This is a genomic window from Nonomuraea cypriaca (assembly GCF_015645445.1).
Lineage (GTDB): Bacteria > Actinomycetota > Actinomycetes > Streptosporangiales > Streptosporangiaceae > Nonomuraea > Nonomuraea cypriaca.
Map to the genome: position 1 here is coordinate 1 of NZ_JADOGI010000153.1, position 26,464 is coordinate 26,464.

Annotated in this window: 25 protein-coding genes; 12 read left to right on the plus strand and 13 right to left on the minus strand. The window is 70.2% G+C overall.

Features of this window, described 5'->3' with window-relative positions; all coding sequences use genetic code 11:
* Positions 1-713 (minus strand): Tm-1-like ATP-binding domain-containing protein (locus ITP53_RS37265; protein ID WP_328816998.1); only part of this gene is annotated, 713 nt, incomplete at its 3' end.
* A gap of 86 nt (positions 714-799) precedes the next feature.
* Positions 800-1,147: a luciferase domain-containing protein gene (locus ITP53_RS37270; protein ID WP_195900166.1), complete on the minus strand. Its 348-nt coding sequence runs from the start codon at positions 1,145-1,147 to the stop codon at positions 800-802.
* A gap of 355 nt (positions 1,148-1,502) precedes the next feature.
* Between ITP53_RS37270 and ITP53_RS37275 the strand changes: the two genes are divergently transcribed.
* On the plus strand, positions 1,503-3,176 hold the full coding sequence (locus ITP53_RS37275; RefSeq protein WP_195900167.1) for a glycosyl hydrolase family 18 protein: 1,674 nt from the start codon (positions 1,503-1,505) through the stop codon (positions 3,174-3,176).
* Positions 3,177-3,239: 63 nt separating this feature from the next.
* Here the strand turns inward: ITP53_RS37275 and ITP53_RS37280 are convergent, their stop codons facing one another.
* Complete coding sequence (locus tag ITP53_RS37280) at positions 3,240-4,091, minus strand: aldo/keto reductase (protein ID WP_195900168.1); 852 nt, start codon at positions 4,089-4,091, stop codon at positions 3,240-3,242.
* Between the two features lie 155 nt (positions 4,092-4,246).
* Here ITP53_RS37280 and ITP53_RS37285 point away from each other — a divergent pair, with 155 nt between their 5' ends.
* Positions 4,247-5,800, plus strand: a complete 1,554-nt coding sequence (locus ITP53_RS37285; RefSeq protein WP_195900169.1) for a M28 family metallopeptidase — start codon at positions 4,247-4,249, stop codon at positions 5,798-5,800.
* 9 nt (positions 5,801-5,809) lie between these two features.
* Here the strand turns inward: ITP53_RS37285 and ITP53_RS37290 are convergent, their stop codons facing one another.
* Genes ITP53_RS37290 through ITP53_RS37310 form a run of 5 tightly spaced genes read right to left on the minus strand, consistent with a single transcriptional unit; the run spans position 5,810 to position 11,170 of the window.
* Positions 5,810-7,171, minus strand: a complete 1,362-nt coding sequence (locus ITP53_RS37290) for a sulfatase-like hydrolase/transferase (RefSeq protein WP_195900170.1) — start codon at positions 7,169-7,171, stop codon at positions 5,810-5,812.
* Positions 7,172-7,187: 16 nt separating this feature from the next.
* Positions 7,188-8,000, minus strand: a complete 813-nt coding sequence (locus ITP53_RS37295) for a carbohydrate ABC transporter permease (protein ID WP_195900171.1) — start codon at positions 7,998-8,000, stop codon at positions 7,188-7,190.
* A complete protein-coding gene (locus tag ITP53_RS37300; protein ID WP_195900172.1) occupies positions 8,000-8,875 on the minus strand; it encodes a carbohydrate ABC transporter permease in 876 nt (291 codons plus the stop codon). The genes ITP53_RS37295 and ITP53_RS37300 overlap by 1 nt, the downstream gene beginning before the upstream one ends.
* 34 nt (positions 8,876-8,909) lie before the next feature.
* Complete coding sequence (locus ITP53_RS37305; protein ID WP_195900173.1) at positions 8,910-10,175, minus strand: ABC transporter substrate-binding protein; 1,266 nt, start codon at positions 10,173-10,175, stop codon at positions 8,910-8,912.
* Between the two features lie 14 nt (positions 10,176-10,189).
* Complete coding sequence (locus ITP53_RS37310) at positions 10,190-11,170, minus strand: LacI family DNA-binding transcriptional regulator (RefSeq protein WP_328817002.1); 981 nt, start codon at positions 11,168-11,170, stop codon at positions 10,190-10,192.
* A gap of 301 nt (positions 11,171-11,471) precedes the next feature.
* Between ITP53_RS37310 and ITP53_RS58260 the strand changes: the two genes are divergently transcribed.
* Together ITP53_RS58260 and ITP53_RS37315 are read left to right on the plus strand one after the other, a co-directional pair.
* On the plus strand, positions 11,472-11,696 hold the full coding sequence (locus tag ITP53_RS58260; RefSeq protein ID WP_236051566.1) for a hypothetical protein: 225 nt from the start codon (positions 11,472-11,474) through the stop codon (positions 11,694-11,696).
* 73 nt (positions 11,697-11,769) lie between these two features.
* Positions 11,770-13,368 carry a multicopper oxidase family protein gene (locus ITP53_RS37315; RefSeq protein ID WP_328817004.1) on the plus strand — a complete coding sequence of 533 codons (1,599 nt, stop codon included), beginning with the start codon at positions 11,770-11,772 and terminating at the stop codon, positions 13,366-13,368.
* Positions 13,369-13,375: 7 nt separating this feature from the next.
* Here the strand turns inward: ITP53_RS37315 and fmdA are convergent, their stop codons facing one another.
* Both fmdA and ITP53_RS37325 read right to left on the minus strand, forming a co-directional pair.
* Complete coding sequence (gene fmdA / locus ITP53_RS37320) at positions 13,376-14,623, minus strand: formamidase (protein WP_195900175.1); 1,248 nt, start codon at positions 14,621-14,623, stop codon at positions 13,376-13,378.
* A 30-nt stretch (positions 14,624-14,653) separates the two neighbouring features.
* Entirely contained in the window at positions 14,654-14,941 is a 288-nt protein-coding gene (locus tag ITP53_RS37325; protein WP_207756991.1) for an FmdB family zinc ribbon protein, read from the minus strand.
* Between the two features lie 91 nt (positions 14,942-15,032).
* On the opposite strand from ITP53_RS37325, the gene ITP53_RS37330 reads away from it, so the two are divergent.
* From ITP53_RS37330 to ITP53_RS37355, 6 genes are all read left to right on the plus strand, one after another.
* Positions 15,033-15,476 (plus strand): MarR family winged helix-turn-helix transcriptional regulator, encoded by a 444-nt coding sequence (locus ITP53_RS37330; RefSeq protein WP_207756993.1) that lies wholly within the window; start codon positions 15,033-15,035, stop codon positions 15,474-15,476.
* Positions 15,477-15,520: 44 nt separating this feature from the next.
* Entirely contained in the window at positions 15,521-16,255 is a 735-nt protein-coding gene (locus ITP53_RS37335) for a TetR/AcrR family transcriptional regulator (protein WP_195900176.1), read from the plus strand.
* Between the two features lie 128 nt (positions 16,256-16,383).
* Positions 16,384-17,769 (plus strand): APC family permease, encoded by a 1,386-nt coding sequence (locus ITP53_RS37340; protein WP_328817008.1) that lies wholly within the window; start codon positions 16,384-16,386, stop codon positions 17,767-17,769.
* 11 nt (positions 17,770-17,780) lie between these two features.
* Positions 17,781-18,443, plus strand: coding sequence for a GOLPH3/VPS74 family protein (locus ITP53_RS37345; protein WP_195900178.1), 663 nt, complete (start codon positions 17,781-17,783; stop codon positions 18,441-18,443).
* A gap of 123 nt (positions 18,444-18,566) precedes the next feature.
* Entirely contained in the window at positions 18,567-19,253 is a 687-nt protein-coding gene (locus ITP53_RS37350; protein ID WP_195900179.1) for a hypothetical protein, read from the plus strand.
* 145 nt (positions 19,254-19,398) lie between these two features.
* Complete coding sequence (locus ITP53_RS37355; protein ID WP_195900180.1) at positions 19,399-20,730, plus strand: glycoside hydrolase family 30 protein; 1,332 nt, start codon at positions 19,399-19,401, stop codon at positions 20,728-20,730.
* Between the two features lie 130 nt (positions 20,731-20,860).
* Here the strand turns inward: ITP53_RS37355 and ITP53_RS37360 are convergent, their stop codons facing one another.
* The 3 genes from ITP53_RS37360 to ITP53_RS60610 all read right to left on the minus strand — a co-directional run bounded on the left by ITP53_RS37360 (position 20,861) and on the right by ITP53_RS60610 (position 24,424).
* Entirely contained in the window at positions 20,861-21,961 is a 1,101-nt protein-coding gene (locus ITP53_RS37360) for a 5-methyltetrahydropteroyltriglutamate--homocysteine S-methyltransferase (protein WP_195900181.1), read from the minus strand.
* Positions 21,962-22,087: 126 nt separating this feature from the next.
* Positions 22,088-23,521, minus strand: coding sequence for an acyl-CoA synthetase (locus tag ITP53_RS37365; RefSeq protein ID WP_236051567.1), 1,434 nt, complete (start codon positions 23,519-23,521; stop codon positions 22,088-22,090).
* Positions 23,522-23,617: 96 nt separating this feature from the next.
* Positions 23,618-24,424, minus strand: coding sequence for a PaaX family transcriptional regulator (locus tag ITP53_RS60610; protein ID WP_195900183.1), 807 nt, complete (start codon positions 24,422-24,424; stop codon positions 23,618-23,620).
* A gap of 82 nt (positions 24,425-24,506) precedes the next feature.
* Here ITP53_RS60610 and ITP53_RS37375 point away from each other — a divergent pair, with 82 nt between their 5' ends.
* Positions 24,507-25,694: an ABC transporter substrate-binding protein gene (locus ITP53_RS37375; protein ID WP_195900184.1), complete on the plus strand. Its 1,188-nt coding sequence runs from the start codon at positions 24,507-24,509 to the stop codon at positions 25,692-25,694.
* A gap of 3 nt (positions 25,695-25,697) precedes the next feature.
* Complete coding sequence (locus ITP53_RS37380; protein ID WP_195900185.1) at positions 25,698-26,453, plus strand: ABC transporter ATP-binding protein; 756 nt, start codon at positions 25,698-25,700, stop codon at positions 26,451-26,453.
* The last annotated feature ends 11 nt before the right edge of the window (positions 26,454-26,464 follow it).

Genomic DNA, 26,464 nt, shown 5'->3' on the forward strand with positions numbered 1-26,464 from the left:
GCGTGGAACACCACCACCTCGTAGCCGTGGTCCTCCAGCCGGGCGCGCGCGGCGTCCACGGCGGGCGTGGTGACCCCGAACATCGTGGCGGCCACCAGCGGCTTGTCGCCGCCGCGCAAGGTCCGGCCGCCCAAGGTCCTTTCGTCGCCACCCAAGGCGCGGCCGTCTCCGCCTGAGGTCCGGCCGGTGTACGCGGCCGCCATCGCGCTGATCGCCGCCGCCGCGTTACCGAGGATCTGGCGGGAGATCGAGTTGATCCCGGCGACGTCGACGACGCTGTACATGAGCGTCACGTCCGTCTGGCCGACGTACGAGGAGACGTCCCCGCTCGCCATGGTGGAGACGAGGAGTTTGGGCAGGCCGACGGGCAGCACCCGCATGACTGCCGCGGCGATGGACGAGCCGCCGCTGCCGCCGAGGGCCAGCACCCCGCTCAACCGGCCGCGCGCGTGCAGGTCGCGGACGATGACGGCGGCTCCCGCGGCCATCGTCCGCAGGGCCGCGCCGCGGTCGCCGGCCCTTCTGAGCTCCTCCAGGCTCGTCCCCCCGGCCGCGGCGACGGCATCGGGCCCCACGTCGGAGACCAGGGACGGCGTCCCCATGACGCCGGCGTCGACGAGCACGACCTCCTGTCCGGCTTCGGTGATCAGGTCGCGGACGAACGCGTACTCGTTCCCTTTGGTGTCGAAGGTTCCCAGCAACAAGACAGCCACGATGGACACCCCTTGGCTTCGGCTAGCGCACCATGGTGCGTGCCCCGAAGTGAGGACGATCACGCCTCGGCTGAAGGGAAAAAGGGTCAGGCGATGTGAGCCTTGATCGCCACGCTGGTCAGGGCGAGCAGCAGCTCGAGATCGGGCTCGGCGTCGACCCGGACGGCCACCCAGGCCCGGTCGGGGCAGGGCTGCACCTGCTCGCAGTCGCGCAGGTAGGGCTCGAGGCGGTGGATCGCCGGGGCGGTCAGCCGCACCCGCATCTCGGACTCGCCGGTCAGCCGCAGGATCTCGGTGCCGCGTACGGCGAAGGCCACGCCGCGGCGGGTGTCGCTCACCGCCAGCGCCGGCCATGATCGCAACTCGGCGACCGCACGGGCCACGTAGGGGCCGCGGCGTTCGGCCGTCCGTCGCCAGACGGTGATTCCTGCCACGAGTCCATGCTGCGCCACGGATCACCTCCGCGTCATCGGCCGTTCCGCAACCGTTATCCGCGGTGCACGATGAGCCACGTGGCCACGGCGGTGGCGGTGGCGGAGCGGTTGCCGATGATGTGCGGGCGGCGGAGTCGCTCGTGTCGCTCGGCCTGCGGACGAGCACGCGCGGCGAGTACGCCCCACCCCGGCCGAAGCGCTACACCGGCTTACTGCGCGATTTCACAACCTGATCGACAAGTATTGACGCCCTCGCAGGCAGAGGCTACCGTCGTCTCATAATTGAAAGGAAACTTTCCTAATAGTTTCCTGGCATCCCACTCCCCCACCCCCCAAAACGGATGTCGGAGCAGCAATGAGACACACGGTCCTGAGCAAGATCCTCGCCTGTCTGGCGGCCCTGGTGCTGCCGCTCACCGCGGCGGTCGTCGCCCCGCCGGGGGCGATCGCGTCCGCCGCGAGCGCCGCGTTCGCCAACTGGGCGCCCTGGACGGCCTACACGGCCGGCACGCGCGTCACGTACAACGGCGTCGAGTACGAGTGCGTCCAGAGCCACACCTCGCAGCCCGGCTGGGAGCCCTCGAACGTCCCCGCGCTGTGGAAACCGGCGACCGGCGGCGGCACCGACACCACGGCCCCGTCCGTGCCCGGCAACGTCCGCTCCACCGGCGTCACCAACACCAGCGTCTCCCTCGCCTGGAACGCCTCCACCGACAACGTCGCCGTCACCGGCTACGAGATCTACCGAGGCACCACCCTCGTCACCACCGTCACCGGCACCACCCACACCGACACCGGCCTGAACGCCAGCACCGCCTACACCTACACCGTCCGCGCCCGCGACGCCGCCGGCAACCGCTCCGCCGCGAGCGGCTCCACCACGGCCACCACCACGGGGAGCAGCGGAGGCGGGGGCAACAAGGTGCTCGGCTACTTCGTCCAGTGGGGCGTCTACCAGCGCGGCTACCACGTCAAGAACATCGACACCAGCGGCTCGGCGGCCAAGCTGACGCACATCAACTACGCCTTCGGCAACGTGCAGAACGGGCAGTGCACGATCGGCGACAGCTACGCCGACTACGACCGCTTCTACCAGGCCGGCGAGAGCGTGGACGGCGTGGCGGACACGTGGGACACCGGCGCGCTGCGCGGCAGCTTCAACCAGCTCCGCAAGCTCAAGAAGAAGCACCCGCACCTGAAGGTGCTGTTCTCGTTCGGCGGCTGGACGTGGTCCGGCGGCTTCGGCCAGGCCGCCCAGAACCCGGCCGCGTTCGCCGAGTCCTGCTACCGCCTGGTCGAGGACCCGCGCTGGGCCGACGTCTTCGACGGCATCGACATCGACTGGGAATACCCGAACGCCTGCGGCCTGACCTGCGACACCAGCGGCCCGGCCGCGTTCAGGAACGTCATGTCGGCGCTGCGCTCCCGCTTCGGCTCCGGCAACCTGGTCACCGCGGCGATCACCGCCGACGGCACCGACGGCGGCAAGATCGACGCGGCCGACTACGGCGGCGCGGCGCAGTACCTCGACTGGTACAACGTCATGACGTACGACTTCTTCGGCGCCTGGGCGGCGCAGGGCCCGACGGCCCCGCACTCCCCGCTCAACTCCTACGCCGGCATCCCGACCGCGGGCTTCCACTCCGACAGCGCGATCCAGAAGCTCAAGAGCAAGGGTGTGCCCGCGAGCAAGCTGCTGCTCGGCATCGGCTTCTACGGCCGCGGCTGGACCGGCGTCACCCAGGCCGCGCCGGGCGGCACGGCGACGGGCGCGGCGCCGGGGACGTACGAGGCGGGCATCGAGGACTACAAGGTGCTCAAGACCCGCTGCCCGTCCACCGGCACGGTCGCGGGCACGGCGTACGCCCACTGCGGCAACCAGTGGTGGAGCTACGACACGCCGAGCACGATCGGCGGCAAGATGAGCTACTCGAAGAACCAGGGCCTCGGCGGCGCGTTCTTCTGGGAACTCAGCGGCGACACCACCAACGCTGAGCTGCTCACGGCCATGAAGAGCGGCCTCGGCTGACGCGAAGGGGCCGGCCTTCCCCCAGGGGAGGGCCGGCCTTTCGCGTGGGCCCGGGGCATCGGATCAGCGAGCGCCGAGCTCGTCCAGCTGGGCGGCCGTCAGCGACACGGTGGAGGCGGCCAGGTTCTCCTCCAGGTGGGCGATCGACGAGGTGCCGGGGATGGGGAGCGTCACCGGGGAGTGCGCCAGCAGCCAGGCCAGGCTGACCTGGGCGGGCGTGGCGCCGACGGCCTTGGCGACGTGCTCCACCGGGCTCCCGGGCGCGGCCAGGGCGCCCTTGGCGATGGGGCTGAACGGGATGAACCCGATCCCCTCCCGCTCGCAGTGCTCCAGCACGCCCTCGGAGTCCCTGAGGGTGAGGTTGTAGCGGTTCTGCACAGTGGCGATCGCGGCGACCCGCCTGGCCTGTCCCAGCTGCTCGACGCTCACCTCCGACAGACCGATGGCGGCGATCTTGCCCTCGTCCTGGAGCGCCTTCAGCTCGCCCACCTGGTCCTCCAGCGGCACCTGCGGGTCCACGCGGTGCAACTGGAGCAGGTCGAGCCGGTCCACGCCGAGCCGGCGCAGGCTCATCTCGACCTCCTGCCGCAGGTACTCGGGCCGGCCCACGGCATGCCACTCGCCTGGCCCCGTGCGGACGAACCCGGCCTTGGTCGCGATCAGCAACCCCTCCGGATACGGGTGCAGGGCCTCGCGGATGATCTCCTCGTTGACGTACGGCCCGTAGGAGTCGGCGGTGTCGATGAAGTTCACGCCCAGATCGACCACCCGGCGCAGCACCCGGAGTGCCTCATCGTGGTCACGCGGCGGCCCCCAGACGCCCGGCCCCGTGAGGCTCATGGCCCCGAAGCCGAGACGGTGCACGGTCTTGCCGGCGATGGCGAGCGTGCCGGTGGAGGCGAGATCTATGGACATGCGGTTCCCCGTTCCTCAGTCGGTCATGGCGCGTTTCAGGTCCGTGACCCAACGGATATGCGGTCAATCTTCCCTATCACCCGAATGATGAATACGTTTCCGCCTACATGCGCACATTTTGACCGGGGTTCACCCTCCACCTTCGAGGAGCAACCATGCCTTCCCGACTGCGCAAGGGCGTGCTCGGCGCGATCGTCGCCGTAGCCGTCGCGCTGTCGCCGTCAGCCTTCACCGGCACGGCGAGCGCCGCCCCCAACAACAACTCCGTACGCAAGCTCGTCAAGGCCGTATCCGGCAAGAACGTCAAGAAGCATCTGACGGCCTTGCAGGCCATCGCCACGGCCAACGGCGGGACCCGCGTGTCGGGAACCCCCGGATACGACGCCTCCCGCGACTACGTGGCCCGCAAGCTGCGCGCCGCCGGATACGACGTCACGATCCAGCCCTTCGAGTTCACCTTCAACGGCTACCTCACCCCGCCCGTGCTCCGGCGGACGAGCCCGGCGCAGAAGACGTACACGTACGGGTTCTTCGCGGACTACGTGGCGATGGGCGACTCCCCGGCGGGCTCGGCCAGTGGCACGGTCCAGGCCGTGGACCTCGTGCTGCCGCCCGGGCCTGACAACACCTCGACCTCGGGCTGCGAGGCGAGCGACTTCGCCGGGTTCGTCGCCGGCAACGTCGCCCTCATGCAGCGCGGCGTCTGCAACTTCCGGGTCAAGGTGGACAACGCCATGGCCGCCGGCGCCTCGGCCGCCATCGTGTTCAACGAGGGGCAGCAGGGTCGTACCGAGGTGGATCTCAACCCGACGCTCGGCGGGCCCGGCGTGACGATCCCCTCGTTCTTCACCAGCTTCGCGGTCGGCCAGGAGCTGGCCGCGGCGGGCACCGCGGTCACGATGAACTGGGACCCGATCGTGGAGCAGCGGACCACGTACAACGTGATCGCCCAGAGCAGGAAGGGCGATCCGGGCAACGTCGTCATGCTCGGCGCCCACCTGGACAGCGTCCAGGAGGGGCCCGGCATCAACGACAACGGCTCGGGCAGCGCGGGCATCCTGGAGGTCGCGCTGCAGTTCGCCAAGACCAAGCCGAAGAACCAGATGCGCTTCGCCTTCTGGGGCGCCGAGGAGTTCGGCCTGCTGGGCTCCGACCACTACGTCGCCACGCTGCCGGCGGAGGAGCGGGCCGAGATCGCCCTCTACCTCAACTTCGACATGATCGGCTCGCCCAACTACACGCTCGGCATCTATGACGGTGACGGCGACGCGTTCGGCACCGCCGGGCCTCCCGGATCCGACGTGATCGAGGAGGACTTCGAGAAGTTCTTCGCCGGGCGCGGACTGCCGTACACGGCGACGGCGTTCACCGGCCGCTCCGACTACGGGCCTTTCATCGCGGCCGGGATCCCGTCGGGCGGCCTGTTCACCGGGGCCGAGGAGCTCAAGACCGAGGAGGAGGCGGAGATCTTCGGCGGCACCGCCGGCGTCCCGCTCGACCCCTGCTACCACAGCGTCTGCGACACGATCGAGAACATCGACGACACGGCGCTGGACGTCAACTCCGACGCCGTCGCGACGCTGGCGGCCACGTACGCGTTCGACACCGGCACCATCGGCGCCGGCGCCCCCGCCGCGACGACGGCGGCGACGGCGACGGCGAAGGCCGGCGCCCACCGCTCACACAAGCCGGCGGACGCCGCGAGCTGACGGAAAGGATCACGCGGGAGGCTGGTGACCGAACCTGACCGGCTTGGAACCGTTCAGCCGCACGGCCGGGTCGGTCATCGCCTGCTGCCGGCCCGGACGTGGGAGTGCGGGCTCGATGACCGGCTCGGCCTCCCCCGCCGCCACGATCCGGCGGACCAGCCGCTCGCGCAGCTCCGCCGCCAGCTCCGCGTGCGAGCCGAACCCCGCCAGGTTGACCAGCTCGTGGGGATCGTTGTCCAGGTCGTACAGGGCCTGCTCGCGGTAGCGGGCGGCGGCGGGGACGTCCCACGGGTCGGCGTCCTCGGCGACGGCGTAGTACTTCCAGCGCTCGGTACGGATGCCACGCCCCACCTCCGACTCGCTCACCTGGAAGAACACCTCCTCGGGCCAGTCGGCGCGGGCGTCGCGCAGCAGCGGCAGGAACGAGCGGCCCTGCATGCCGCCGGGCACCGGCAGCCCGGCGGCCTCCAGCAGAGTGGGCGGCAGGTCGATGGTGCCGACCGGGCGGGAGACGGCGCCGCCGCCGTCGAAGCCGGGACCGCGCAGGGCCAGCGGCACGCGCAGCGACGCGTCGTGGCAGGAGCGCTTGTACTCACCGTTGCGGGTCTTGAAGTGGTTGCCGTGGTCGGAGGTGTAGGCGACGATCGTGTCGTCGAGCAGGTCCATGCTGCGCAGCGCGTCCAGCAGTCGGCCGAGGCCCTCGTCCAGGCGCTTGACCTGGCCCAGGTAGCCGCCCATGTGCTGGTGGGCGGTGCCGCCGAGCGCGGCCAGGTCCGGCGGCATCCAGCGGCCCTGGTAGCGCTCCTCGTAGCCGTCGGGGGCCGGGTAGTTGTCGACCTCGTTCTGGTGGTGGGGCTCCAGCAGCGACAGGAACAGGTAGAACGGCTCGCCCGCGTGGTCGGCGACGAACCGGACGGCCGCGTCCACGAGGGCGTCTGAGCGGTAACCGGGGAGCAGGACGGGGTCGCCGGCGTCGTCGTACACGATCGTGCGGTAGGCGTCGGAGGTGTGCTCCAGTGCGTTGGCCGCCAGCCACGACCGGTAGCCGCCGCGCTCCTCCTCCGGCACCGGCTCGCCGCCGGACAGGTGCCACTTGCCGATGTAGCCGGTGGCGTAGCCGGCCGCGCCGAAGTGGTGCGCCAGCGTGCGCTCCTCCGGCGGCAGGACACGGCCGTTGCGGTAGACGCCGGTCGTGGTCGGGTAGCGGCCCGTCTGCAGGGCCGCGCGGGCGGGGGCGCACACGGGCTGCGGCGTGATCGCCACCGTGGCCTGCGTACCGCGCCTGGCCATCCTCTCGAGGTTGGGGGTGAAGGGGCCGACGGTGTCCCACCGCTGCTGGTCGGTGAAGACGACGATCACGTTCGGACGCAAGAAGACAACTCCTAAACTATTTGAGGCCGGAGAGCGCGATGCCGCGGACGAAGTATCGCTGGGTGAAGAGGAACAGGATGGCGGTGGGCACGAAGAGGATCACCGATCCGGCGGCGGTGAGGTGCCACAGCGTGTAGTACTCCTGGTTGAACAGGGTGAGTCCGACCGGGATGGTACGCATCTCGGCCGTGCTGGTGGCGACCAGCGGCCAGAGGAACTCGTTCCACTGGAAGACGAACGTGAACAGCGCGAGCACGGCCAGCGCCGGCCGTGTCTGCGGCAGGATGACCTTCCGGTAGATACGCAGCTCCGAGGCCCCGTCGATGCGGGCCGCACTGATCAGGTCGTCCGGGATCGGCTGGATGAACTGCCGCATGAGGAAGATCCCGAACGCGTCCATCAGGAACGGTGTGATCAGCCCCTGGTACGTGTCCAGCCACCCCAGGTTGGCCATCAGCACGTACAGCGGGATCATCCGCACGAAGAACGGCACCATCAGCGTGGCCAGCAGCGCGACGAACAGCGTGTTGCGCAGCGGGAAGCGGAACTTCGCGAACACGTACCCGACGAGCGGGTCGAACAGCAGGTGCGCCAGCGTGATGCAGCCCGCCACGACGAGGCTGTTGACGATGAAGTTGCCGAACGGCGCACGGGCGAACAACTCGGCGAAGTTGCCCCACTGGGGCGAGTCCGGCACGAGCACCGCGTCCGCCGACAGAGTCTCCGCCTCGGTCTGCAGCGACAGCGAGACCATGTAGAGCAGCGGCACGACGGTGATGACCGAGGCCAGTCCGAGCACCACGTAGAGCAGTGGTTTCCGCAACGACATCAGTACGTCACCTCCCCGCGCCGCCCGGCCCGCAGCTGGACCAGTGTGAACGCCACGATCACGAACAGCAGCAGCACCGACTGCGCCGAGGAGTAGCCGAAGTCCCTGGCGCGGAAGGCGACGTTGAAGATGTGGAAGACCGACAGATCGGTGGCGTCGCCCGGACCGCCGTTGGTGATGATGAACGCCTGCCCGAACGCTTGGAGCCCCGAGATCACCGCCATCACCGACACGAACAGCGTCGTGGGCGCCAGCAGCGGCAGCGTGATCCGCCAGAACCGGCGCCACGGGTCCGCCCCGTCGATCTTGGCGGCCTCATGGTAGGTCTCGGGAATGCCCTGCAGCCCGGCCAGGAACAGCACCATCGTGTGGCCCACGCTCTGCCACAGCGTGACCGCGGCGATCGTGATCAGCGGCGCGGTGTTGAGCCAGTGCTGCCCGGGCAGCCCGAGCGCGTGCAACAACCGGTTGAGCACGCCCAGCTCCGGATCCAGGATGTTGCGCCAGAGCAGCCCGACGATCGCCACCGACGTCAGGTACGGCACCAGCAGCATCACCCGGAACGCCACCCGCCCCTTGAGCGGCTGGTCGAGCGCCATCGCCAGGGCCAGCCCGAGCACGATCGACCCGAGCACCACCATCAACGCGAACCCCACCGTGACGAGGAACGAGTGCCGCACCGCCGGATCGGCCATGGCCTGGGTGTAGTTGCCGAGCCCGGCCCACTGGTCGGCCTGCGGCCCGCTGCGCAGGCTGGTGGCCACCACGTTGCCGATCGGCAGGTAGAAGAAGGCCCCGAAGAACAGGATCGCCGGGGTGAGGAACAGGTAGGCGGTCCTGGCGTACCGGCCTGACAGGGTGCGCCGCCTCCTCATGGCCTCACCCCGTCAGGCGTGCGGTCGTGCGAAATCATTTGATGAAGCCCTCCGCGGCCGCGGTGAACTCGGCCAGCGCGGCGGCGGCCGGCTCATTCTGGATGATCACCTGCTGGTACATGACCTTGAGCTGCTCCTCCCACCTGCCGAGCTGCCCGGTGAGCCGTATCTGCTGGCCGGAGTCCTTGGCGATGGGCAGTGCGTCGGCGAAGACCTTGGTGATCTCGTTCGACTTCACCTCGGGCAACTCCGTCCAGGAGACGCGCGGCATGAGCATGCCCGTCTCCTTGGTGGCGGCCTGCTCGACCTCGATCGCGGTGATGCGCTTGATGAAGTCCCATGACATCTCGGGTCTGGTGGCCTTGGCGGGCACGAACAAGCTCACGCCCGCCGCCTGCGTGGCGTGGACCTTGTTCTTCAGCGGCGGTGCGACGCCCAGCTCGACGTCGGGACTGGTCTTCTGGATCGGGTCCAGGTCCCAGGGGCCGGTGAAGATCATCGCGGCGCGCTTGGCGGAGAGCAGCTTCCGCGGGGCCGCGGGGTCCGTGCCCGACACCGGCACGGGGGCCACCTTGTACTTGTGGATCAGGTCGGCCTGGAACTGAAGGGCGGCGATCGCGTCCGCCCTCGGCTCCATGATCTCGCGGGTCTCGAGGTTGTAGGGGGTGACGCCGGCCTGCATCATCCAGGGCCAGACGTAGGTGTAGTCCTGGTTGAGCGCGACGCCGTACACGCCGTCCTTGGTGAGCTTCTGCGCGGCGGGGAGGAGCTCCTCCCAGGTGGTGGGCACCTCCACCCCCGCGTCCCTGAGCATGCCCTTGTTGTAGAGGAGCGTGTTGCAGGTCAGGTGCAACTGCACGCCGTACACCTTGTCCTGGTACGAGTTGCGCTCGACGGTCACCGGCTGCCAGTCGGAGGGGAAGCCCATCGCCTTGCCGTCGCGGTCGACGAAGTCCTGCAGCGAGCGGGCGTTACCGGAGATGGCGAACTCCTGCACCCACCCGCCGGGCTCCTCGACCAGATCCGGCACGTTCCCCGAGGCGAAGTCGGCCAGCAGCCTGGTGCGCAGGTCGGGCCACTGGTACTTCTGCAGGTTGACCTTGACCTTGTTGGCCTGCTCGAACTCGGCGATCACCTTGCGGTAGGCCTGGTAGTCGTGGCCGGCGTTCCAGTAGACGGTGAACGTCCCCGGCGCGGCGGACTGCGTGGTCGGTGCGCCGGCGCAGGACGACAGGACCGGCACGGCGGCGGTCGCACCTGCCAGGCGAAGCAGGTCACGGCGGGAGAGAGTGGGGGACATCTCGTATTTCCCTTCTAGGAAGAGCCCCTGCGCAGAAGCGTCCAGGTGCGGACGATCTCGCGGGCGGGCAGCGCCTCTTTGGCTTGGAGGCGGTCGAACAGCAGGCGTACGACGTCGACATGGTCGTCCCTGAGCGGGCCGACCGTGCTGAGTGGCGGGTTGGTGATGAGGCCCTCCTCGATGTTGCCGACGCCCACGATCGCGACGTCGCCGGGCACGCTCAGCCCGGCGTCCCTGGCCGCCCAGATCGCGCTGATCGCCGCCCGGTCGGAGGCCGCGAAGATCGCGTCGGGGCGGTCGGGAGCGCGCAGGAGCTCGGTGGCCGTCCGATACGCCGCCACGCGGTCATCCGCCCCCGACGTGATGATCCGCTGGTCGACGCCGTACCGGTCGAGCGCCTTGAGGTAGCCGAGCAGTCTGCCGACCGGCGGGTCCCGGTAGAGCTCGTGCCGGTGGGCCAGGAACGCGATGCGCCGCCTGCCCTCGGCCAGCAGGTGCTCGACGGCCTCCATGCAGGCCTCGGTCTCCGGCGTGCGTACGACGTCGCAGCCGTCCAGACCGATCTCGTTGCTCAGCACCACCATCGGCAGCCCGGTGGTGGCCAGCCCGCTCAGCAGGTCCTGGGTGAGATGGCCGCCGACCACGTTGATCAGCGCGCCGTCGGCGATGCCGCCGCGCAGCACGTCGATCGCCGCGTTGGCACGGGCCTCCGAGTAGACGGCCAGCGTGATCACGGAATAGCCACGCGCGTCGGCCATCTCGTGCAGGTCCGTGGCCAGCCGCTCGTCGGTCGGCACGCCGCCGAGCGAGCTCAGCACCAGGCAGACCCGCTGGGTACGGCGCTTGCGCAGGCTCCTGGCGGCCTGGTTGGGGGTGTAGCCGAGCTGCCTGGCGGCGTCGAGCACCCGCTGCCTCGTCTCGGCGGCCACGGGACGATCCCGGCCGCTGAGCACGTAGGAGACGGTCGCCACCGACACGTTCGCCAGCTCTGCCACTTGTCGCGCTGTAGGTCTCATGTTAGTCGAATAACCTAGCATTCCCTATGGGGAGACTGGGTAATATCTTGGGACGATCCCGGCGCGCGAGCCGGGGTGGGGGGTCGTCTCACGTCGCGGCCTCCTGCCGTGTGAAACGATTAACACCATATTTCGCATGTCTCACGCAATCAATAGCCCGGCCTTCCCGGGTTCCGCGAGGACCGTGGCAACACTCGCACCGTTACGCTATGTAGCCAGAAAAATTACAGAGGGTAGCGTCAGGGGCGAGATTCGTCACCCAGGAAGGACCCCACGCCTGATGAACATGTCGCCTCGCATCCTCGCCGTCGGTCTGGCCGCCGCGCTCATCCCTGCGGCGATCGCCGTCCCCGCCGCCGCCGGATCCGGCCCCATCGATGACTCCACGCAGGTCCTCAGCCGGCTTCCGATATCTCTCTGCGACTCCCACATCCGCGTCCTCCACACGGCCGTCGACAGGCTCACTCCCCACCCGGCGGTCGGCTGCCGGAATCCACCGCCCTGACCGGCGGGGCGTGGCGAGGAGCGTTCGCGATCACTCTCCGTTACCTTTCGAGGTGTACGGGGGGAGATTCACTGTGAATGGTCTGACTTGGCGTCCCGGCGGAAACGTGTCCCGCCGGGTGTTCGTCACCGGCGCGTTCGCCGCTCTCAGCACTTCCGCCGCGAGCGCCGCCACCACCTGGAGCACCTGCGCGAAGACCGGCGCGGTGGCGGCGCGGCCGCGCGGGATGGTGTTGCGGGCCCGGCCCACGACCGTGTCCCTCGGCCCGCGTACGGTCTCCACCTGGGCCTACGACGACCTGATCCCCGGGCCGACGATCGGGGCCGTGGCCGGGCAGACGGTCAGGGTCCGGCTGGTGAACGACCTGCCCGCGCCGACCACCGTGCACTGGCACGGCGTCAGGCTCCCCTTCGCGATGGACGGCGCGCCCGGCTTCAGCCAGGCGCCGACCAAGCCGGGCGGGACGTTCGACTACGTCTTCACCGTCCCCGACCCGGGCACGTACTTCTACCACTCGCACGTCGGCACCCAACTCGACCGCGGCCTGTACGGGTCGCTGATCGTGGCCGACCCGCACGAGCCGCTCCGGTACGACGACGACTTCACCGTCGTGCTCGACGACTGGCTGGACGGCATCCAGGGCACGCCCGACGACGCGCTGCGCCGGCTGAACGCCTCCACCGAGCACGACGACACCCTGCGCAGCCCCCTCCTGGGCGGCGTGGCCGCGGAGCTGCGCCACCCGCTCTACCTGGTCAACGGCCGCGCACCCGACGCGCCCGTGACCTTCACCAGCGCACCGGGCAGGCGGGCCAGGCTCCGGATCGTGAACGCCGCCGCCGACACCGCCTTCCGGGTGGCGCTCGGCGGCCATCGGATGACGGTCACGCACACCGACGGGTTCCCGTGCGAGCACGTCACCGTGGACACGTTCGTGATCGGCATGGGCGAGCGTTACGACGTCCTCGTACGGCTCGACGAGGGCGCGTTTCCGCTGGTCGCGGTGGCGGAGGGGAAGGGGGCGCGGACGTTGGCCGTGGTGCGGACCACCCACCGGGCCGGGTCGCCGCCGAAGAACGTCAAGGTGCCGCAGCTCGGCGGCCGGATGCTGCGCTACCGGGACCTGAAGGCGCGGCGCGCCGACGACCTGCCCCACCCGTCGAGGACCGTCACCGTGCGGCTCGGCATGAGCGAGTCCGGAAACGAGTGGACGCTCAACGGCCGGCTCGCCGGCGACCCGATGCGGCTGCGGGTCGAACGCGGGGAGACGATCCGGGTGATGCTGGACAACCGCTCCCCCATGTGGCATCCGATGCACCTGCACGGCCACACGTTCCAGGTGCACGTGCCTGGCTCGCGGGGGCCGCGCAAGGACACCGTGAACATCAAGCCGCGCGAACGGCTCGCGATCGACGTGCGCGCCGACAACCCGGGCGAGTGGATGTTCCACTGCCACAACCTGTACCACCAGGAGCAGGGCATGATGGGCGTCCTCGGCTACGGCCAGCCGCCACCGGCCATGACCCACGCCGGCCACGGCGGTCACCAGTCCGCCTCCCACACCGGCAGGCAGAGCCACCAACAGGGCGACCACCAGGACGACCAGCATCCCGGCCGGCACGGGAGGCGCCGGGGCCGTCGTCGGAGGGGCCGGCGCGGCGACGGCCGCTGAGGGCCGGTCAGGTGCTCACGGCGCAGGCGCCCCGGTCGGCGCGGCGCGGGCCGTCGGCGGTGGGGCGGACGTCGAAGTCGAAGATGGCGGTGGGCAGGTAGAGCGTGCAGCAGGCGTTCGGGATGTCCACCACGCCGCTGAGCCGCCCCTCCACCGGTGCGGCGCTGATCAGCAGGTACGCCTGCTCCCCGCTGTACCCGAACGTCTTCAGGTACGCGATCGCGTTCATGCACGCGTTGCGGTACGCCACGGTCGCGTCGTTGTACAGGTTCGTGTCCGTGCCGTGGTCGACGGAGATCCCGATGAAGGACAGGAACTCGGTGTAGCGCGGCTCGACGTTGCCCGGCATGAAGACCGGGTTGGTGGTGATGCCGTACTTCTCCATACCGCCCTTGATGAGGTCGACGTGGAAGTCGACGAAGCCGCCCATCTCGATGGCGCCGCAGAAGCTGATCTCGCCGTCGCCCTGGCTGAAGTGCAGGTCGCCGCCGGACAGCAGGGCTCCGGGGACGAACACCGGGTAGAAGACGCGGGCGCCGCGGGTGAAGTTCTTGATGTCCTGGTTGCCGCCGTTCTCCCTGGCGGGGATCGTACGCGCGCCCTCCCGGCCGATCCGCTCCAGCTCGGCGCCCTTCAGCGTGCCGGCCAGCACGTTCTGCGGCAGCGGCGGCAGCGCGAGCGGCGGCACGCGGGCGGGGTCGGTGTCGATGAGGGCCTGCTCCCTGGCGTTCCAGCGGGCGAGCATGTCCGCCGACGGCGCGGTGCCGAACAGCCCGGGATGGGTGATCCCGGTGAAGCGCACGCCGGGCAGGTGCCGCGAGGTGGCCTGCTGGCCGTGGAAGTCCCAGACCGCCTTGTACGCCTGCGGGTAGTGGTCGGTCAGGAAACCGCCGCCGTTCTCCCTGGCGAAGATCCCGGTGTACCCCCATCCCTCGCCGGACACGGCGCCCACGGCCTGCGGCACGGGGCCGAGGTCCAGGATGTCGAGGACGAGCAGGTCGCCGGGCTCGGCCCCCTGCACCGCGATGGGGCCGCTGAGCATGTGGCAGACGGAGATGTCCACGTCGCGTACGTCGTTCGCCGAGTCGTTGTTTCCGATCTGCGCGTCGGTCCAGTCCCGGCACTCGACCCGGAACTCCGAGCCCGGCCGCACGCTCACCACGGGCGGGATGTCGGGGTGCCAGCGGTTGTGCCCGGGGACCGCCTGGGCGGTCATCGAGACGGACTGGTCGACGCTGAACACGACTTCCGGCATGGGTTCCTCCTGTCGCCGATTCCCCGGCCGTCAGGGACGGGGAAGGGTGGCCCAGCGCGGGTCCGGTGGCGGCGCGGGCCGGCGCCCGGCCGGTGGCACCTCGCCTACCACCCGCGGTTCGTGCGCGCTGCTCTCCTGCGCGGCGAGCGCACGGGCCCGGGCGGGTGACGTGCGGGCCGGCAGCGGCGGGGTGAACCGGCGCGGGGCCGGCTCCCCGCAGCCCGCGCAGGGCTCGGCGGGCTCGGCCGTCCCGAACGACCTGCGCACCTCGAAGGGGCCGCAGTCCGGGCACCGGTAGGCGTAGGTAGCCAAGGTCACCCTTCGATCCTGCCCAGGGTTACTTCCCAAAGAAACTATTTTTTGATGAAGTATCCTCCAATAACCGGGCATTCAGTGAGGAGCGGTTCTCATGGCGAACATGGAGATCACCGGCACCTCTCACGCACCGGACCTGGCATGGCTGCTCACCACGGTGGAGCGGCGGCTCGTGACCCGGACGAGCGCCGTACTCGAAGCACTCGGCGGCACGCTGGAGGAGTGGCGGGTGACGGCCCTGCTCGCCGACGGCGCCGGCCACCCCATGACCGAGGTCGCCGAGCACGCGCTGCTCGCGCCACCCACCGTCACCAAGATCGTGGACCGGATGGTGGCGAACGACCTCGTCCACCGCCGGGTGGACGAGGCGGATCGGCGGCGGGTGCTGGTGTTCCTGTCGGAGCGGGGGCGGGCGGCGCATGAGCGCTTCTCGGCGGCCCTGTCCCTGGACCGTGCCGAGCTGGCCGCGACGCTGGGCGAGCCGGAGCTCGCGTGCCTGACCGAACTCCTCGCCCACCTCGCCACCCGCCTCCCCTGAACGGCCGTACGCGGCTGCGAACGACGTACGCTAACGTGGCGCGCATGCCAGCAGACGAGCAGCCGATCCCCTCGGTCTGGGCCAGGCCGCGCCGGGAGCGGGAGCAACCGGCGCTGAGCCGGGAGCACATCGTGCGCGAGGCCGTGCGGCTGCTCGACGAGGAGGGGATCGACGCCCTGAGCATGCGCCGCCTCGGCGGCAGGCTCGGCGCCGGGGCCACCTCCATCTACCGGCACATCGCCAGCAAGGACGAGCTGATCGAGCTGGCCGTCGACGAGGTCTACGGCGAGCTGGTCCTTCCCGACGTCGGCGACCCGGCGGGCTGGCGGGCTGGCGTCGCCCAGGTCGCCCATCGCCTGCGCGCCACGATCCTGCGCCACCCGTGGCTGGCCGCCAAGCTGGGCGAGGCGGGCCTGTCCTACCTCGGCCCCAACGTGCTGCGGCGGTCGGAGCACCTGCTCGCGCTGTTCGAGGCGGCCGGGTTCGGGCTCAGGGAGGCCGACCGGGCGGTCAACGCGGTCACCGCGTACGTCCTGGGCATCTCCACGGGCGAGGCGGCGTGGAGGTCCATGGTCGCCCGCAGCGGCCAGAGCGAGCAGGAGTGGGCCGACCGCCTGTGGCCGGCCGCCGAGCGGGCCGTCGAGGGCTACCCGCGGCTGCGGACGCTCTACGCCGAACTGCGCGGCGGCGACCCAGCGGAGGACAACGAGGCGGCCTTCGAGTACGGCCTCGACCGCATCCTCGACGGCCTGGAATCGAGGCTCCGCGCCACCGGCTGACCCCCGCGCTCCCGTGGTCTTGCGACGCGCCCCCGCGCTGCGGAAGGATCACCAGATCACACTCCCCACCCGCACCCCACGGCGGGTCCCCCGTACATGCCTGCATGACGACATGGAGAGGCTTTGTCGTGCGCACACAGGAAAAAGTCGAGCGGTTCGGTTACCGCCAGGAGTTACGTCGCGGGGTCGGGCTGACCGACCTCGTTTTCTATGGCCTGGTGTTCATGGTGCCGATCGCGCCCTTCGCCATATTCGGCCTCGTCTACTCCCGCTCGGGCGGGATGCCGGTGCTGGCCTACCTCGTCGGAATGATCGCGTTGCTGTTCACGGCGGCGTCGTACGCGCAGATGGTGAAGGCGTTCCCGCTGTCCGGCTCGGTCTACAACTACGCGAGCCGCGGCATCGCGCCGCCGGTCGGGTTCCTGACCGGGTGGATGGTGCTGCTGGACTACATCCTGCTCCCGTGCCTGCTGTATCTCATCGCCGCCAAGTCCATGAACTCCCTCGTGCCCGGCGTTCCCGTGTGGGCCTGGCTGGTCGTCTTCGTGGCCGTCAACACGGTGATCAACCTGCGCGGCATCAGGATGACGATCAAGCTCACCCGCGTGCTGATCGTCCTTGAGCTGATCGTCCTGGCGCTGTTCCTCCTGATCGGCCTCTGGGCCCTGCTCCAGGGGGAGGGCCGCGGCTTCAGCCTCTCGCCGCTGTTCGACCCGGGAACGTTCTCGTGGCCGATCGTCTTCGCCGCCGTGTCCGTGGCGGTGCTGTCGTTCCTCGGCTTCGACGGGATCAGCATGCTCGTGGAGGAGTCCACCGGCGGCTCCGCCCAGGTGGGCCGGGCCATGCGGCTGGCCCTGATGCTGGCCGGCGTGCTGTTCATCGCGCAGGTCTGGGTGGCCGCCCTTCTCGTGCCAGACCCGGCCGGTCTGCTGGTGAAGGACACCGGCACCGCGTTCTACGACGCCGCCGCGGTGGCCGGGGGCGAATGGCTCGGGCAACTCACCACGACCGCCACCGCGCTCGCCTGGGGCCTGGCCAACACGCTGGTCGCCCAGGTCGCCGTGTCCCGCCTGCTGTACGCGATGGCGCGCGACAGGCAACTCCCTTCGTTCCTCGCCAAGGTGTCGGTCAGGCACTCGGTGCCGGCCAACGCGATCGTGCTCGTCTCCCTGGTGTCGGTCGGCCTGGGGGTCTGGACGGCCACCCGCGCCGACGGCGTCGACTTCCTCACCAGCCTGGTCAACATGGGCGCCATGGTCGCGTTCGTGGTCCTGCACGTGTCGGTCATCGTGCACTACGTGGTGCGCCGCGGCTCGAACGACCTGTGGAAGCACCTCGTCGCGCCGCTGATCGGGATGACGATCCTGATCCTCGTCGTGATCAACGCCAACGTGCTGGCGCAGGTGGTGGGCCTGATCTGGCTAGGCGCCGGCGCCGTGGTGCTGATCACGCTGTACGCGCTCGGCCGCCGGCCCACCGTACAACCCGTCACCGCCGGATCAGGACACTCCTAGCGAGGACTGACATGAACCGGCTGCCGCTCCACGCGGACCTCTACCTCATCGCCCACGACCAGTCGGGCAAACCGCTGATCCACCAGTCGTCGATGACGCTCGGCCTGGCCGGGGCGGCGCTGCTCGAACTCGCCCTGAGCGAGCGCGTCGTCGTCGCCCGCGACCGCCGCGCCACCGCTCCAGGACAGGGCATCGTCGCCCGCGCCCGTGACGAAGGCCGCCCCACCGGCGACGCCGTCTCCGACGCCCTCCTCCCCCTTGTCTCCGGCGACGGGGACGTCCGGTACGTCATCAAGAAGGCGGCCGACGGGATCCGCGACCGTACTCGTGCGGGCCTGGTCGCGTCCGGCGTGCTCCGGCGGGTGGCCGGGCGGCGGATGGGCATGCTGCCGTACACGCGTTACGAGGTCGCCGACATCGCGTCCGTCGTACGGGCCTCTTCCGGGGTGCGCGCGGCGGTCGAGGGGTGGAAGCCGCCGGACGCGCGCTGCGCCGCGCTGTGCGGGCTGGTGGCGGTGTTGCGGCTGGAAGAGGAGCTCTACCTGGACCAGCCGTCGAACCAGCTCGTCGGCCGGCTGCGCGAGCTCGTCACCGAGAGCGCCCCGCTCGTCGGTGCGCTGGTCGGCGTCGTCGAGACGCTCGTCGGGGAGGCCGCCCTGGCCGTCTACCGCTGACGTCGACGGCCGGCGGAGCCGTTATTTCCCAAGTCCGCGCGACCGAAATTCGGTCGAGAAATTGTTTGCCTGATTTACCGCATTTATTCGGAAAATGCGGTCTGCTGGTCAGGGTGAACCACGATGAATGCGAAGGAGTTCGCGATGTTCATGCCACGCTCCCTGATCAGGCTCACCGTCGGGGCGGTGGCGGGTTACCTGTTCGCCGTCCGTCCCTGGCACCTGCGCTGGGGCGCCGACGACCGTGAGGTCCACGGGGACATGGCGGGGGACGACATCGTCCGGGTCCCGCAGTACCAGGCGACCCGCGCCGTCACCGTCGACGCCCCACCGGCCGCCGTCTGGCCCTGGCTGGTGCAGCTCGGCGGCTACACCCCCGGCGCCGCCGCCCCACGCCCCGCCACCTCATGGGTGGGTCCCACCGATGACCCCGGCACCACGCCGCGCGACACCGCCGCCTGGCCGGGCGCCACGGAAGCTGGGGGGTCCGGCGCGGCATCGGCCGAGTCGCAGGGGCTGAAGGCCGGTGACGTCCTGAATCCCTCCCCCGACGGCACCGGCTTCGTCGTCGAGCAGGTCGACCCGCCGCACACCCTCGTGCTTGCCATGCGCGGTGAGGACGCCGCCGTCAGTTCCTCCATCTCCCTGCGCGAGGTCGACGGCGGGACCCGCCTGGTGTGCCGCGTCCGCATCCGGGCCCAGCCGGGTCTGCGCGGCACCACGTACCTCGCGACGATGGACGTGGGCGACTTCCTGTCGATGCGCAGGCAGCTCCTCACCATCAAGTCACGCGCCGAGTCCAGCCGCTGACCCCTGAACCTGAACCGCCCCGCCCCGCCGTATTGGGGCGGGGCGTCCTCTTTGTGGCCGGTGGTTGACGGGAGACCACTTCCGAGCTTACGTTTCCGGCGTCGGCGAAACATATCGTCACACATCCGAAATTTTCGGAGGCGTCATGTTACGAGGAGTTGTCGCGGTCTCGCTGCTGGGTCTCCCGGCGCCGCACCCCGGCCATCCCGCGGACCCACCGGCCATCACCGTGCACGAACGTGTCCGGCACCAGGAGATCGACGGCTTCGGCATCTCGCAGGCGTTCCGGCGCAACGAGCTGCTCAAGGCCCTCACGGAGGAGCAGCAGCGGGAGATCCTCGACCTGTGGTTCGACCGCCGCGAGGGGGCCGGGCTCAGCATCCTGCGGCTCGGCATCGGCTCCTCCCCGGCGGGCAGCCCGTACGACCACATGGTGTCGATCCAGCCCGAGGACCCCGGCGGTCCCGACGCGCCGCCGAAGTACGTCTGGGACGGCGACGACAACAGCCAGGTCTGGCTGGCCCAGGCCGCCAAGGCGTACGGGGTGAAGCGGTTCTACGCCGACGCCTGGAGCGCGCCCGGCTACATGAAGGACAACGGCGACGACAAGAACGGCGGCACGCTGAAGCCGGAGTGGCGCCGGGCCTACGCCGACTACCTACTGGCGTACACGAAGTTCTACGCCAGGGAGGGCATCAAGATCACCGATCTGGGGTTCACGAACGAGCCCGACTGGACGGCCACGTACGCGTCCATGCGCTTCACCCCCGAGCAGGCCGCCGAGTTCGTCAAGGTGCTCGGGCCGGTCGCCAGGGGGGTGAAGGTGGCGTGCTGCGACTCGTTCGGCTGGAACGAGGCCAAGGCGTACACGGCCGCGATCGAGGCCGACCCCGAGGCCCGCCGCTGGGTGAAGACCCACACGGGCCACACGTACGCCAGCCCCGTCGACGCGCCGCTGCCGACCGGCGGGAAGACCTGGATGTCGGAGTGGAACCCGAACGGCGACACCTGGAACGAGGCGTGGGACGACGGCAGCGGCTACGATGGCTTCACCATCGCGCAGGCCGTCCACGACGCGCTCACGCTGGGCGACGTCAGCGCGTACGTCTACTGGCTGGGCGGCTCGCGCGGCGCGACCAGGGCGCTGCTGCAGATCGACGACACGGCGCGGACGTACCGGGTGTCGAAGCGGATGTGGGCGCTGGCCGCGTACAGCAGGTTCATCCGGCCGGGCGCGGTGCGGGTGGAGGCGACGGCGGCGGATCCGGCGCTGAAGGTCTCCGCGTTCCGCAATCCTGACGGCTCCCGCGTCGTCGAGGTGCTCAACACCGGCACCGCGCCCGTCACGTGGAAGGGCGTGCGGGGCCGGGCCACCGCCTACCTGACCGACGAGGGCCACTCGCTGACGCCGTCCCCGGTGGCCGGCGGGACCGTGACGCTCCAGCCGCGAGCGCTCACCACCATCGTCATCCGCTGACGCTCATCGTCATCGTCATCAGCCGACATCGCGGCCCGGTCGTCACACGTCTCGTGACGACCGGGCCGCGAGGGTCACCGTCCCGTGACGACCGGGCCGCGGGGGTCACCGTCCCGTGACAGCCACGGGGTCAGCCCCACACCTCCCGGGCGGTCTCCACGATCAGGCGGAGCTTGGCGAACTGCTCGTCGGCGGTCAGTTCGTTGCCCTCGACCGTGGAGGAGAAGCCGCACTGCGGCGACAGGCAGAGCTGGTCCAGGTCGATGAACTTGGCCGCCTCGTCGATGCGCCGCTTGAGCGTGTCCTTCGACTCCAGCTCGCCGCGCTTGGTCGTGACCAGCCCGAGCACGACCATCTTCCCCGGTGGCACGAACCGCAGCGGCTCGAAGCCGCCGGACCGCTCGTCGTCGTACTCCAGGAAGAAGCCGTCCACCTTCAACTCGCCGAACAACGCCTCGGCGACGTGATCGTAGCCGCCGGAGGCGGCCCACGAGGAGCGGAAGTTGCCGCGGCACATGTGCGTCGTGACGGCCATTCCCGCGGGCCTCCCGGCGAGCGCGGCGTTGATCTGCTTGATGTAACGCAGGTGCATGTGATCGGCGTCGTCGCCGCGCGAGGCCAGCTCCGCGCGCTGGGCGGGGTCGTTGAGATAGGCCAGGCTCGTGTCGTCGAACTGCAGGTACGTGCACCCGAGCGCGCCGATCCTGCGCACCTGCTCCGCGTACGCCGAGCTCAGGTCCCGCCAGAACTCCTCGACGTCCGGGTAGACCTTCGGGTCGATGGCGGCAGGCCCGCCCCGGTAGTGGACCATGCTCGGCGAGGGGATGGTCAGCTTGGGCACCGCCGTGGTCACGGTGTCGCGCAGGAACATGAAGTCGTCGGCGAAGATCGGCTCGGTCAGCCTGATCCGGTCGTGCACCCGCAGCGCCGCCGGGGTGAACGCGATGTCGCCGCGCTCGTTGTGGAAGCGGACCGTGATGCGTTCGTCGGCGGCCTGGCCGATGCCGCCGAGGCGATAGATGAAGTCCATGTGCCAGGAGGCCCGCCGGAACTCCCCGTCCGTCGCGCTCTGCAGTCCGATGTCCTGCTGGCGGCGTACCACTTCTCTGATGGCCTCGTCCTCCGCCTCGCGCAGGGCCTCGCCGCTGAGGCCGTCACGGGCGCGAAGCAACGCCGACGGGCGCAGGAGGCTGCCGACGTGGTCCGCGCGGAAGGGTGGTGAGGTACGCATGACAGATCATCTCCGCTGGTCGTAGAGGTTGAGCAGGTGGTCCGCGCCGCCGAGCGACTCCGCGCCTGTCTCCGGGATCTCGGCATGGATGTGGACGTCGATCGCGACGAGCGCGCCGGGGTCCATTCAGCCTCCGTACGTCTTTCTGAGCGGTGCCTTGAGCAGCTTTCCTGCGGCGTTTTTGGGTAATTCGGGGACGAATTCCAGATATTTCGGGATTTTGAAGCGGGCCAGCCGGCCGTCCAGGTGCCCCAGCAGTTCGCCGGCCTCGGCCGCCGCGCCCGGCCGCAGGACGACCAGTGCCTTGCCCACCTCGCCCCACCGCTCGTCCGGCACGCCGATCACGGCGCACTCGGCGACGGCGGCGTGGCCGTACAGGATGCTCTCGACCTCGGCGGGGTAGACGTTCTCGCCGCCGGAGATGATCACGTCGGTGAGCCGGTCGGAGATGCGTACGTACCCGTCCTCGTCGGCGACGCCGATGTCCCCCGAGCGGAACCAGCCGTCGGGCGAGAGGACCTTGGCGCTCTCAGCGAGGTTGCGCCAGTAACCCGGCATGACGTTGGGGCCGTGGACGTACACCTCGCCTGGCTCGCCGGGAGCGGCGGGCGAGCCGTCGGGGGCGACCAGGCGGACGTCGGAGAAGAAGCACGGCACCCCCGCCGAGCCCGCCTTGGCGACGGAGTGCTCGGTGCCGAGGAAGAGGGCGCCCGGGGCGGTCTCGGTCATGCCGTACCCCTGGAGGAACGTCAGCCCCCGATCCTGATATATCCGGATCAGCGGCTCGGGCACCGGCGCGCCCCCGCACAGCAGGTGGCGCAGGCTCGACAGGTCGGCCTCGGCCCACCGCGGCGACCGCGCGAGGAAGCCGAACATCGACGGCACCCCGAACATCACCGTGACCCGCTCCGCCTCGATCAGGTCGTACGTGCGCTCCACGTCGAACGAGGGCTCCAGGATGGCCCGGCCGCCCTTGAGCACGGTCGGCACGAGCGTCTGCGCCAGCGCCGCGATGTGGAACAGCGGCGCGCTGATCAGCGTCACCTCGTCGTGCGCGAGCGGCACGTCGACCAGCAGGTTGACGGTGTTCCACGTGAGGTTCGCGTGGGTGAGCATGGCGCCCTTGGGGCGTCCCGTGGTGCCGGAGGTGTACATGATCAGGCACACGTCGCCCTGGCCGACGGGCTCGTCGACCGGCTCGGGTGAGCCGCCGGCGATCAGTTCCTCGTACGCGCTCGCCGTGAGGTGCCCGCCCGGCAGCCCCTCGCCGTCATAGCCGTCGCCCAGCACCACGATCGACGCACCGGCGTCCTCGAGGATGTAGCGCAGCTCCGGCGGCGCCAGCCGGGCGTTGAGCGGGACGAACACGGCCCCGAGCAGCCCCGCCGCGAAGAACGTCTCCACCAGCATGGGGTGGTTGGCCCCGAGATAGGCCACCCGGTCACCGCGCCCCACGTCCAGACCGGCCAGCGCCGAGGCCAGCCGGTAGGTGCGTTCCCGCAGGTCGCGGTAGGTCTGGTCACGGCCGCGATACGTCAGCGCCACCCGATCAGGCGTCATACGGTCCCGTCGCGCCGGCCACGACCCAAGCCCCTGATTCCGCATCGGCACTCCTTGACGCTCAAGCCATCAAGTTAGGCCACTATGCGATTGCTGTCACCGTTCTGCCCAGGTTTCATCGGGTACGACGTCCAGGAGCCGTTCCGCGACCGCCGCCGCCTCCGGCCTGAACCTCTCGTGCAGCGCGTGGCACACCCGCTGGGCCTTCTCCGCCGGCCAGTCGCGCGGCAGATAGCGCAGCGGCAGCCGCGGGTCGGCCCTGATGATCTGCAGCCAGCCGGTGAGCAGCGTGAGCGAGCGGGCCAGGTCGTCAGGCGCGCCAGGCACGGGATCGGCCCGCTCCCACTGCCGCAGGAACGCCCGGTAGCGCTCGCCAAGCCCGTCCAGGTCGTAGGCGTCTCTGACGAGGGCGTACATGTCGGTGGGGCACCTGGGCGCGGCGTCGAACACCTTCACGTTCGCGCCCAGGTCGCCGATCACCCGCGCCGCGTCCACCTCGCCGGGAGCGATCCACAGGCCGTTCTGCAGCGGCCCGAACCCGGCCCAGACCAGCCGCGAGCGCAACTCGTGCCGCTGCCGCTGCCACGACTCGGGCAGCGAGAAGCCGACCAGCGTCCACGTGTCCTCGTCCGCGTCGTTGACGACGCCGCTGCGCCAGATGCGCCGCTCGCCGTCCTTGAGCACGTCCGCGCTGGCCGGGGTGAGCCCGAAGTACATGCGGCGGCCCGATCGCCGGCGGCGCAGCAGCCCCCGGTGGACCATCCGGGTCAGCGTCGAGCGGGTCGCCTGCTCCGAGATCCCGATCTTGGCGAACGCCTCGATGAAGCTGCCCGAGGACACGCAGATGCCACGGCCGTATACGTGATCTCCGAGAAAGGTGAGAATCGCCGATTGAGGCCGCACTTGGTCCTCCGTCGGATGTTAGGCGAACTCTTGACAGCCGTAATGTAGCTGCCTACATTCGGGCCACATCCTGGAGGTCCTGATGCGCAGGTTGCTCCCGTTCCTGGCCTGTCTGATGCTCGCCGTGGCCGCTTGTGGCAGTGGGGGCGAGTCCGGCGGCGCTCAGGACCCCATCAGGGTGGGTCTCATCGTCTCCCTGACCGGCAACTACACGCCGCTGGGCAGCGAGGACAGGAAGGCCGTCGAGCTGGCCGTCGAGCAGGTCAACGCGCAGGGCGGGCTGCTCGGCCGCAAGGTGGAGCTGGTCACGCGCGACGACAAGACCGCTCCCGACCAGGGCATCGTGGCCTACAACCAGATCAAGGGCGACATCGACGCGCTGATCGGGCCGGTGTTCTCCAACTCGGCGCTCGCGGTCGAGCCGCTGGCGCAGCGCGACAGGATGCCGTACCTGTCGCTGGCCCCTGCCCAGGAGCAGGTGGAGCCGATCAAGTCGTACATCTTCGTCACGCCCGCCCTGTCCAGCATGTACGCCGAGCGCTTCCTGCAGTACATCCAGGCCGAGGGCATCAAGACGATCGCGGTCGGCTGGGACTCCAAGAGCGCCTACTCGGTCTCCGGCCACGAGGCCATGGTGGCCCTGGCCCCGAAGTACGGCGTGACGATCGCCCTGGACGAGCCGTACGAGACCACGACCTCCGACTTCAGCCCGATGTTCCAGCACGTGCGCGACTCCGACGCCGAGGCGCTGGTGTTCTGGGGCTCGGGCGCGCCCGGCGTGACGGCGGCCAAGCAGTACGTCGCGTCGGGGCTCGAGACGCCGCTGTTCCTGACCGCGTCGCAGGCCAGCAAGCTGTGGCTGGAGCCGATGGGCGCCGCCGCCGAGGGCATGACGGTGCAGAGCGCCATCGGCGTGGTCGGCGACGCCCTGCCGGAGGGCAAACAGAAGCAGGTCATCGACCAGATGGCGAAGCCGTACCAGCAGAAGCACGGCTACCCCCCGCCGCAGTTCGCGCAGGACGGCTACAGCGCCAGCCTGCTGCTGTTCGAGGCGATCAGGAAGGCGAACAGCACCGACAAGACCAAGATCCAGCAGGCTCTGGAGACCATGGACCTCATCACCCCGAACGGCCGCTTCCGCTACTCCCCCACCGACCATTCCGGGCTCTCCCCCGAGTTCATCTCGGTCAACACCGTCAAGGACGGCAAGTTCGTCCCCACCGAGTGGGCCATGGAGCAGCTCACCAAGACCGTCAACGCGGCGGGGTAGCGGGTGCTGGCGGTCACCGGGGTCTCCCGCTCCTTCGGGGGCGTCTACGCCGTCCGCGACGTCTCGCTGACGGTCGCGGAGGGCGAGGTCTGCGGGGTCATCGGGCCGAACGGGGCCGGCAAGTCCACGCTGTTCAACCTGGTCACGGGGCATCTGACGGCGGACGCGGGCGAGATCTCGTTCCTCGGCCGACGGGTGGACCGGCTCGCGCCGCACCGGCGGGCCAGGCTCGGCATGTCGATCGTGTTCCAGGCGGCCAGGGTGTTCCGCGGCATGACGGTCAGGGAGAACGTCATGGTGGGGTCGCACGGGCGTACTCGGGCGGGGTTCGTGTCGGCGGCGCTGCGGCTGCCCAGGCACCGGCACGACGAACGGCTCATCGCGGCCGCCGCGGACGCGGCGCTGGAGCGCGTGGGCCTGGCCGAGTGGGCGGACCGCCCCGCCGACCGGCTGCCGATCGGCCAGCAGCGGGCGCTCCAACTGGCCCGCGCCCTGTGCGCGCGGCCCCGGCTGCTGCTGCTCGACGAGCCCGCCTCCGGGCTGCGCGGTCAGGAACGTGAGCGGCTCGCCTCTCTGGTGGAGGAGTTACGGGCGGGCGGGCTGACGATTCTGCTGATCGAGCATGACGTGGCGTTCGTGACCCGGCTCGCCGACCGGATCGTGGTGCTCGACCTCGGCCAGGTCATCGCCGACGGCCCACCGGCCGAGGTGCGGGCCGATCCGCTGGTGCTGGCCGCCTACCTCGGACAGGCCTCATGACCTTCCCACCC

Excerpts from the sequence above, each read along its gene's own strand:
- ITP53_RS37375 (WP_195900184.1), top strand. The coding sequence starts at position 24,507 with ATGCGCAGGTTGCTCCCGTTCCTGGCCTGTCTGATGCTCGCCGTGGCC.
- ITP53_RS37345 (WP_195900178.1), top strand. The coding sequence starts at position 17,781 with ATGAACCGGCTGCCGCTCCACGCGGACCTCTACCTCATCGCCCACGAC.
- ITP53_RS37360 (WP_195900181.1), bottom strand. The coding sequence starts at position 21,961 with ATGCGTACCTCACCACCCTTCCGCGCGGACCACGTCGGCAGCCTCCTG.
- ITP53_RS37300 (WP_195900172.1), bottom strand. The coding sequence starts at position 8,875 with ATGAGGAGGCGGCGCACCCTGTCAGGCCGGTACGCCAGGACCGCCTAC.
- ITP53_RS37365 (WP_236051567.1), bottom strand. The coding sequence starts at position 23,521 with ATGACGCCTGATCGGGTGGCGCTGACGTATCGCGGCCGTGACCAGACC.
- ITP53_RS37285 (WP_195900169.1), top strand. The coding sequence starts at position 4,247 with ATGCCTTCCCGACTGCGCAAGGGCGTGCTCGGCGCGATCGTCGCCGTA.
- ITP53_RS37295 (WP_195900171.1), bottom strand. The coding sequence starts at position 8,000 with ATGTCGTTGCGGAAACCACTGCTCTACGTGGTGCTCGGACTGGCCTCG.
- ITP53_RS37335 (WP_195900176.1), top strand. The coding sequence starts at position 15,521 with ATGCCAGCAGACGAGCAGCCGATCCCCTCGGTCTGGGCCAGGCCGCGC.
- ITP53_RS37330 (WP_207756993.1), top strand. The coding sequence starts at position 15,033 with ATGGCGAACATGGAGATCACCGGCACCTCTCACGCACCGGACCTGGCA.
- ITP53_RS37275 (WP_195900167.1), top strand. The coding sequence starts at position 1,503 with ATGAGACACACGGTCCTGAGCAAGATCCTCGCCTGTCTGGCGGCCCTG.
- ITP53_RS37280 (WP_195900168.1), bottom strand. The coding sequence starts at position 4,091 with ATGTCCATAGATCTCGCCTCCACCGGCACGCTCGCCATCGCCGGCAAG.
- ITP53_RS37305 (WP_195900173.1), bottom strand. The coding sequence starts at position 10,175 with ATGTCCCCCACTCTCTCCCGCCGTGACCTGCTTCGCCTGGCAGGTGCG.
- fmdA (WP_195900175.1), bottom strand. The coding sequence starts at position 14,623 with ATGCCGGAAGTCGTGTTCAGCGTCGACCAGTCCGTCTCGATGACCGCC.
- ITP53_RS37355 (WP_195900180.1), top strand. The coding sequence starts at position 19,399 with ATGTTACGAGGAGTTGTCGCGGTCTCGCTGCTGGGTCTCCCGGCGCCG.
- ITP53_RS58260 (WP_236051566.1), top strand. The coding sequence starts at position 11,472 with ATGAACATGTCGCCTCGCATCCTCGCCGTCGGTCTGGCCGCCGCGCTC.
- ITP53_RS37350 (WP_195900179.1), top strand. The coding sequence starts at position 18,567 with ATGAATGCGAAGGAGTTCGCGATGTTCATGCCACGCTCCCTGATCAGG.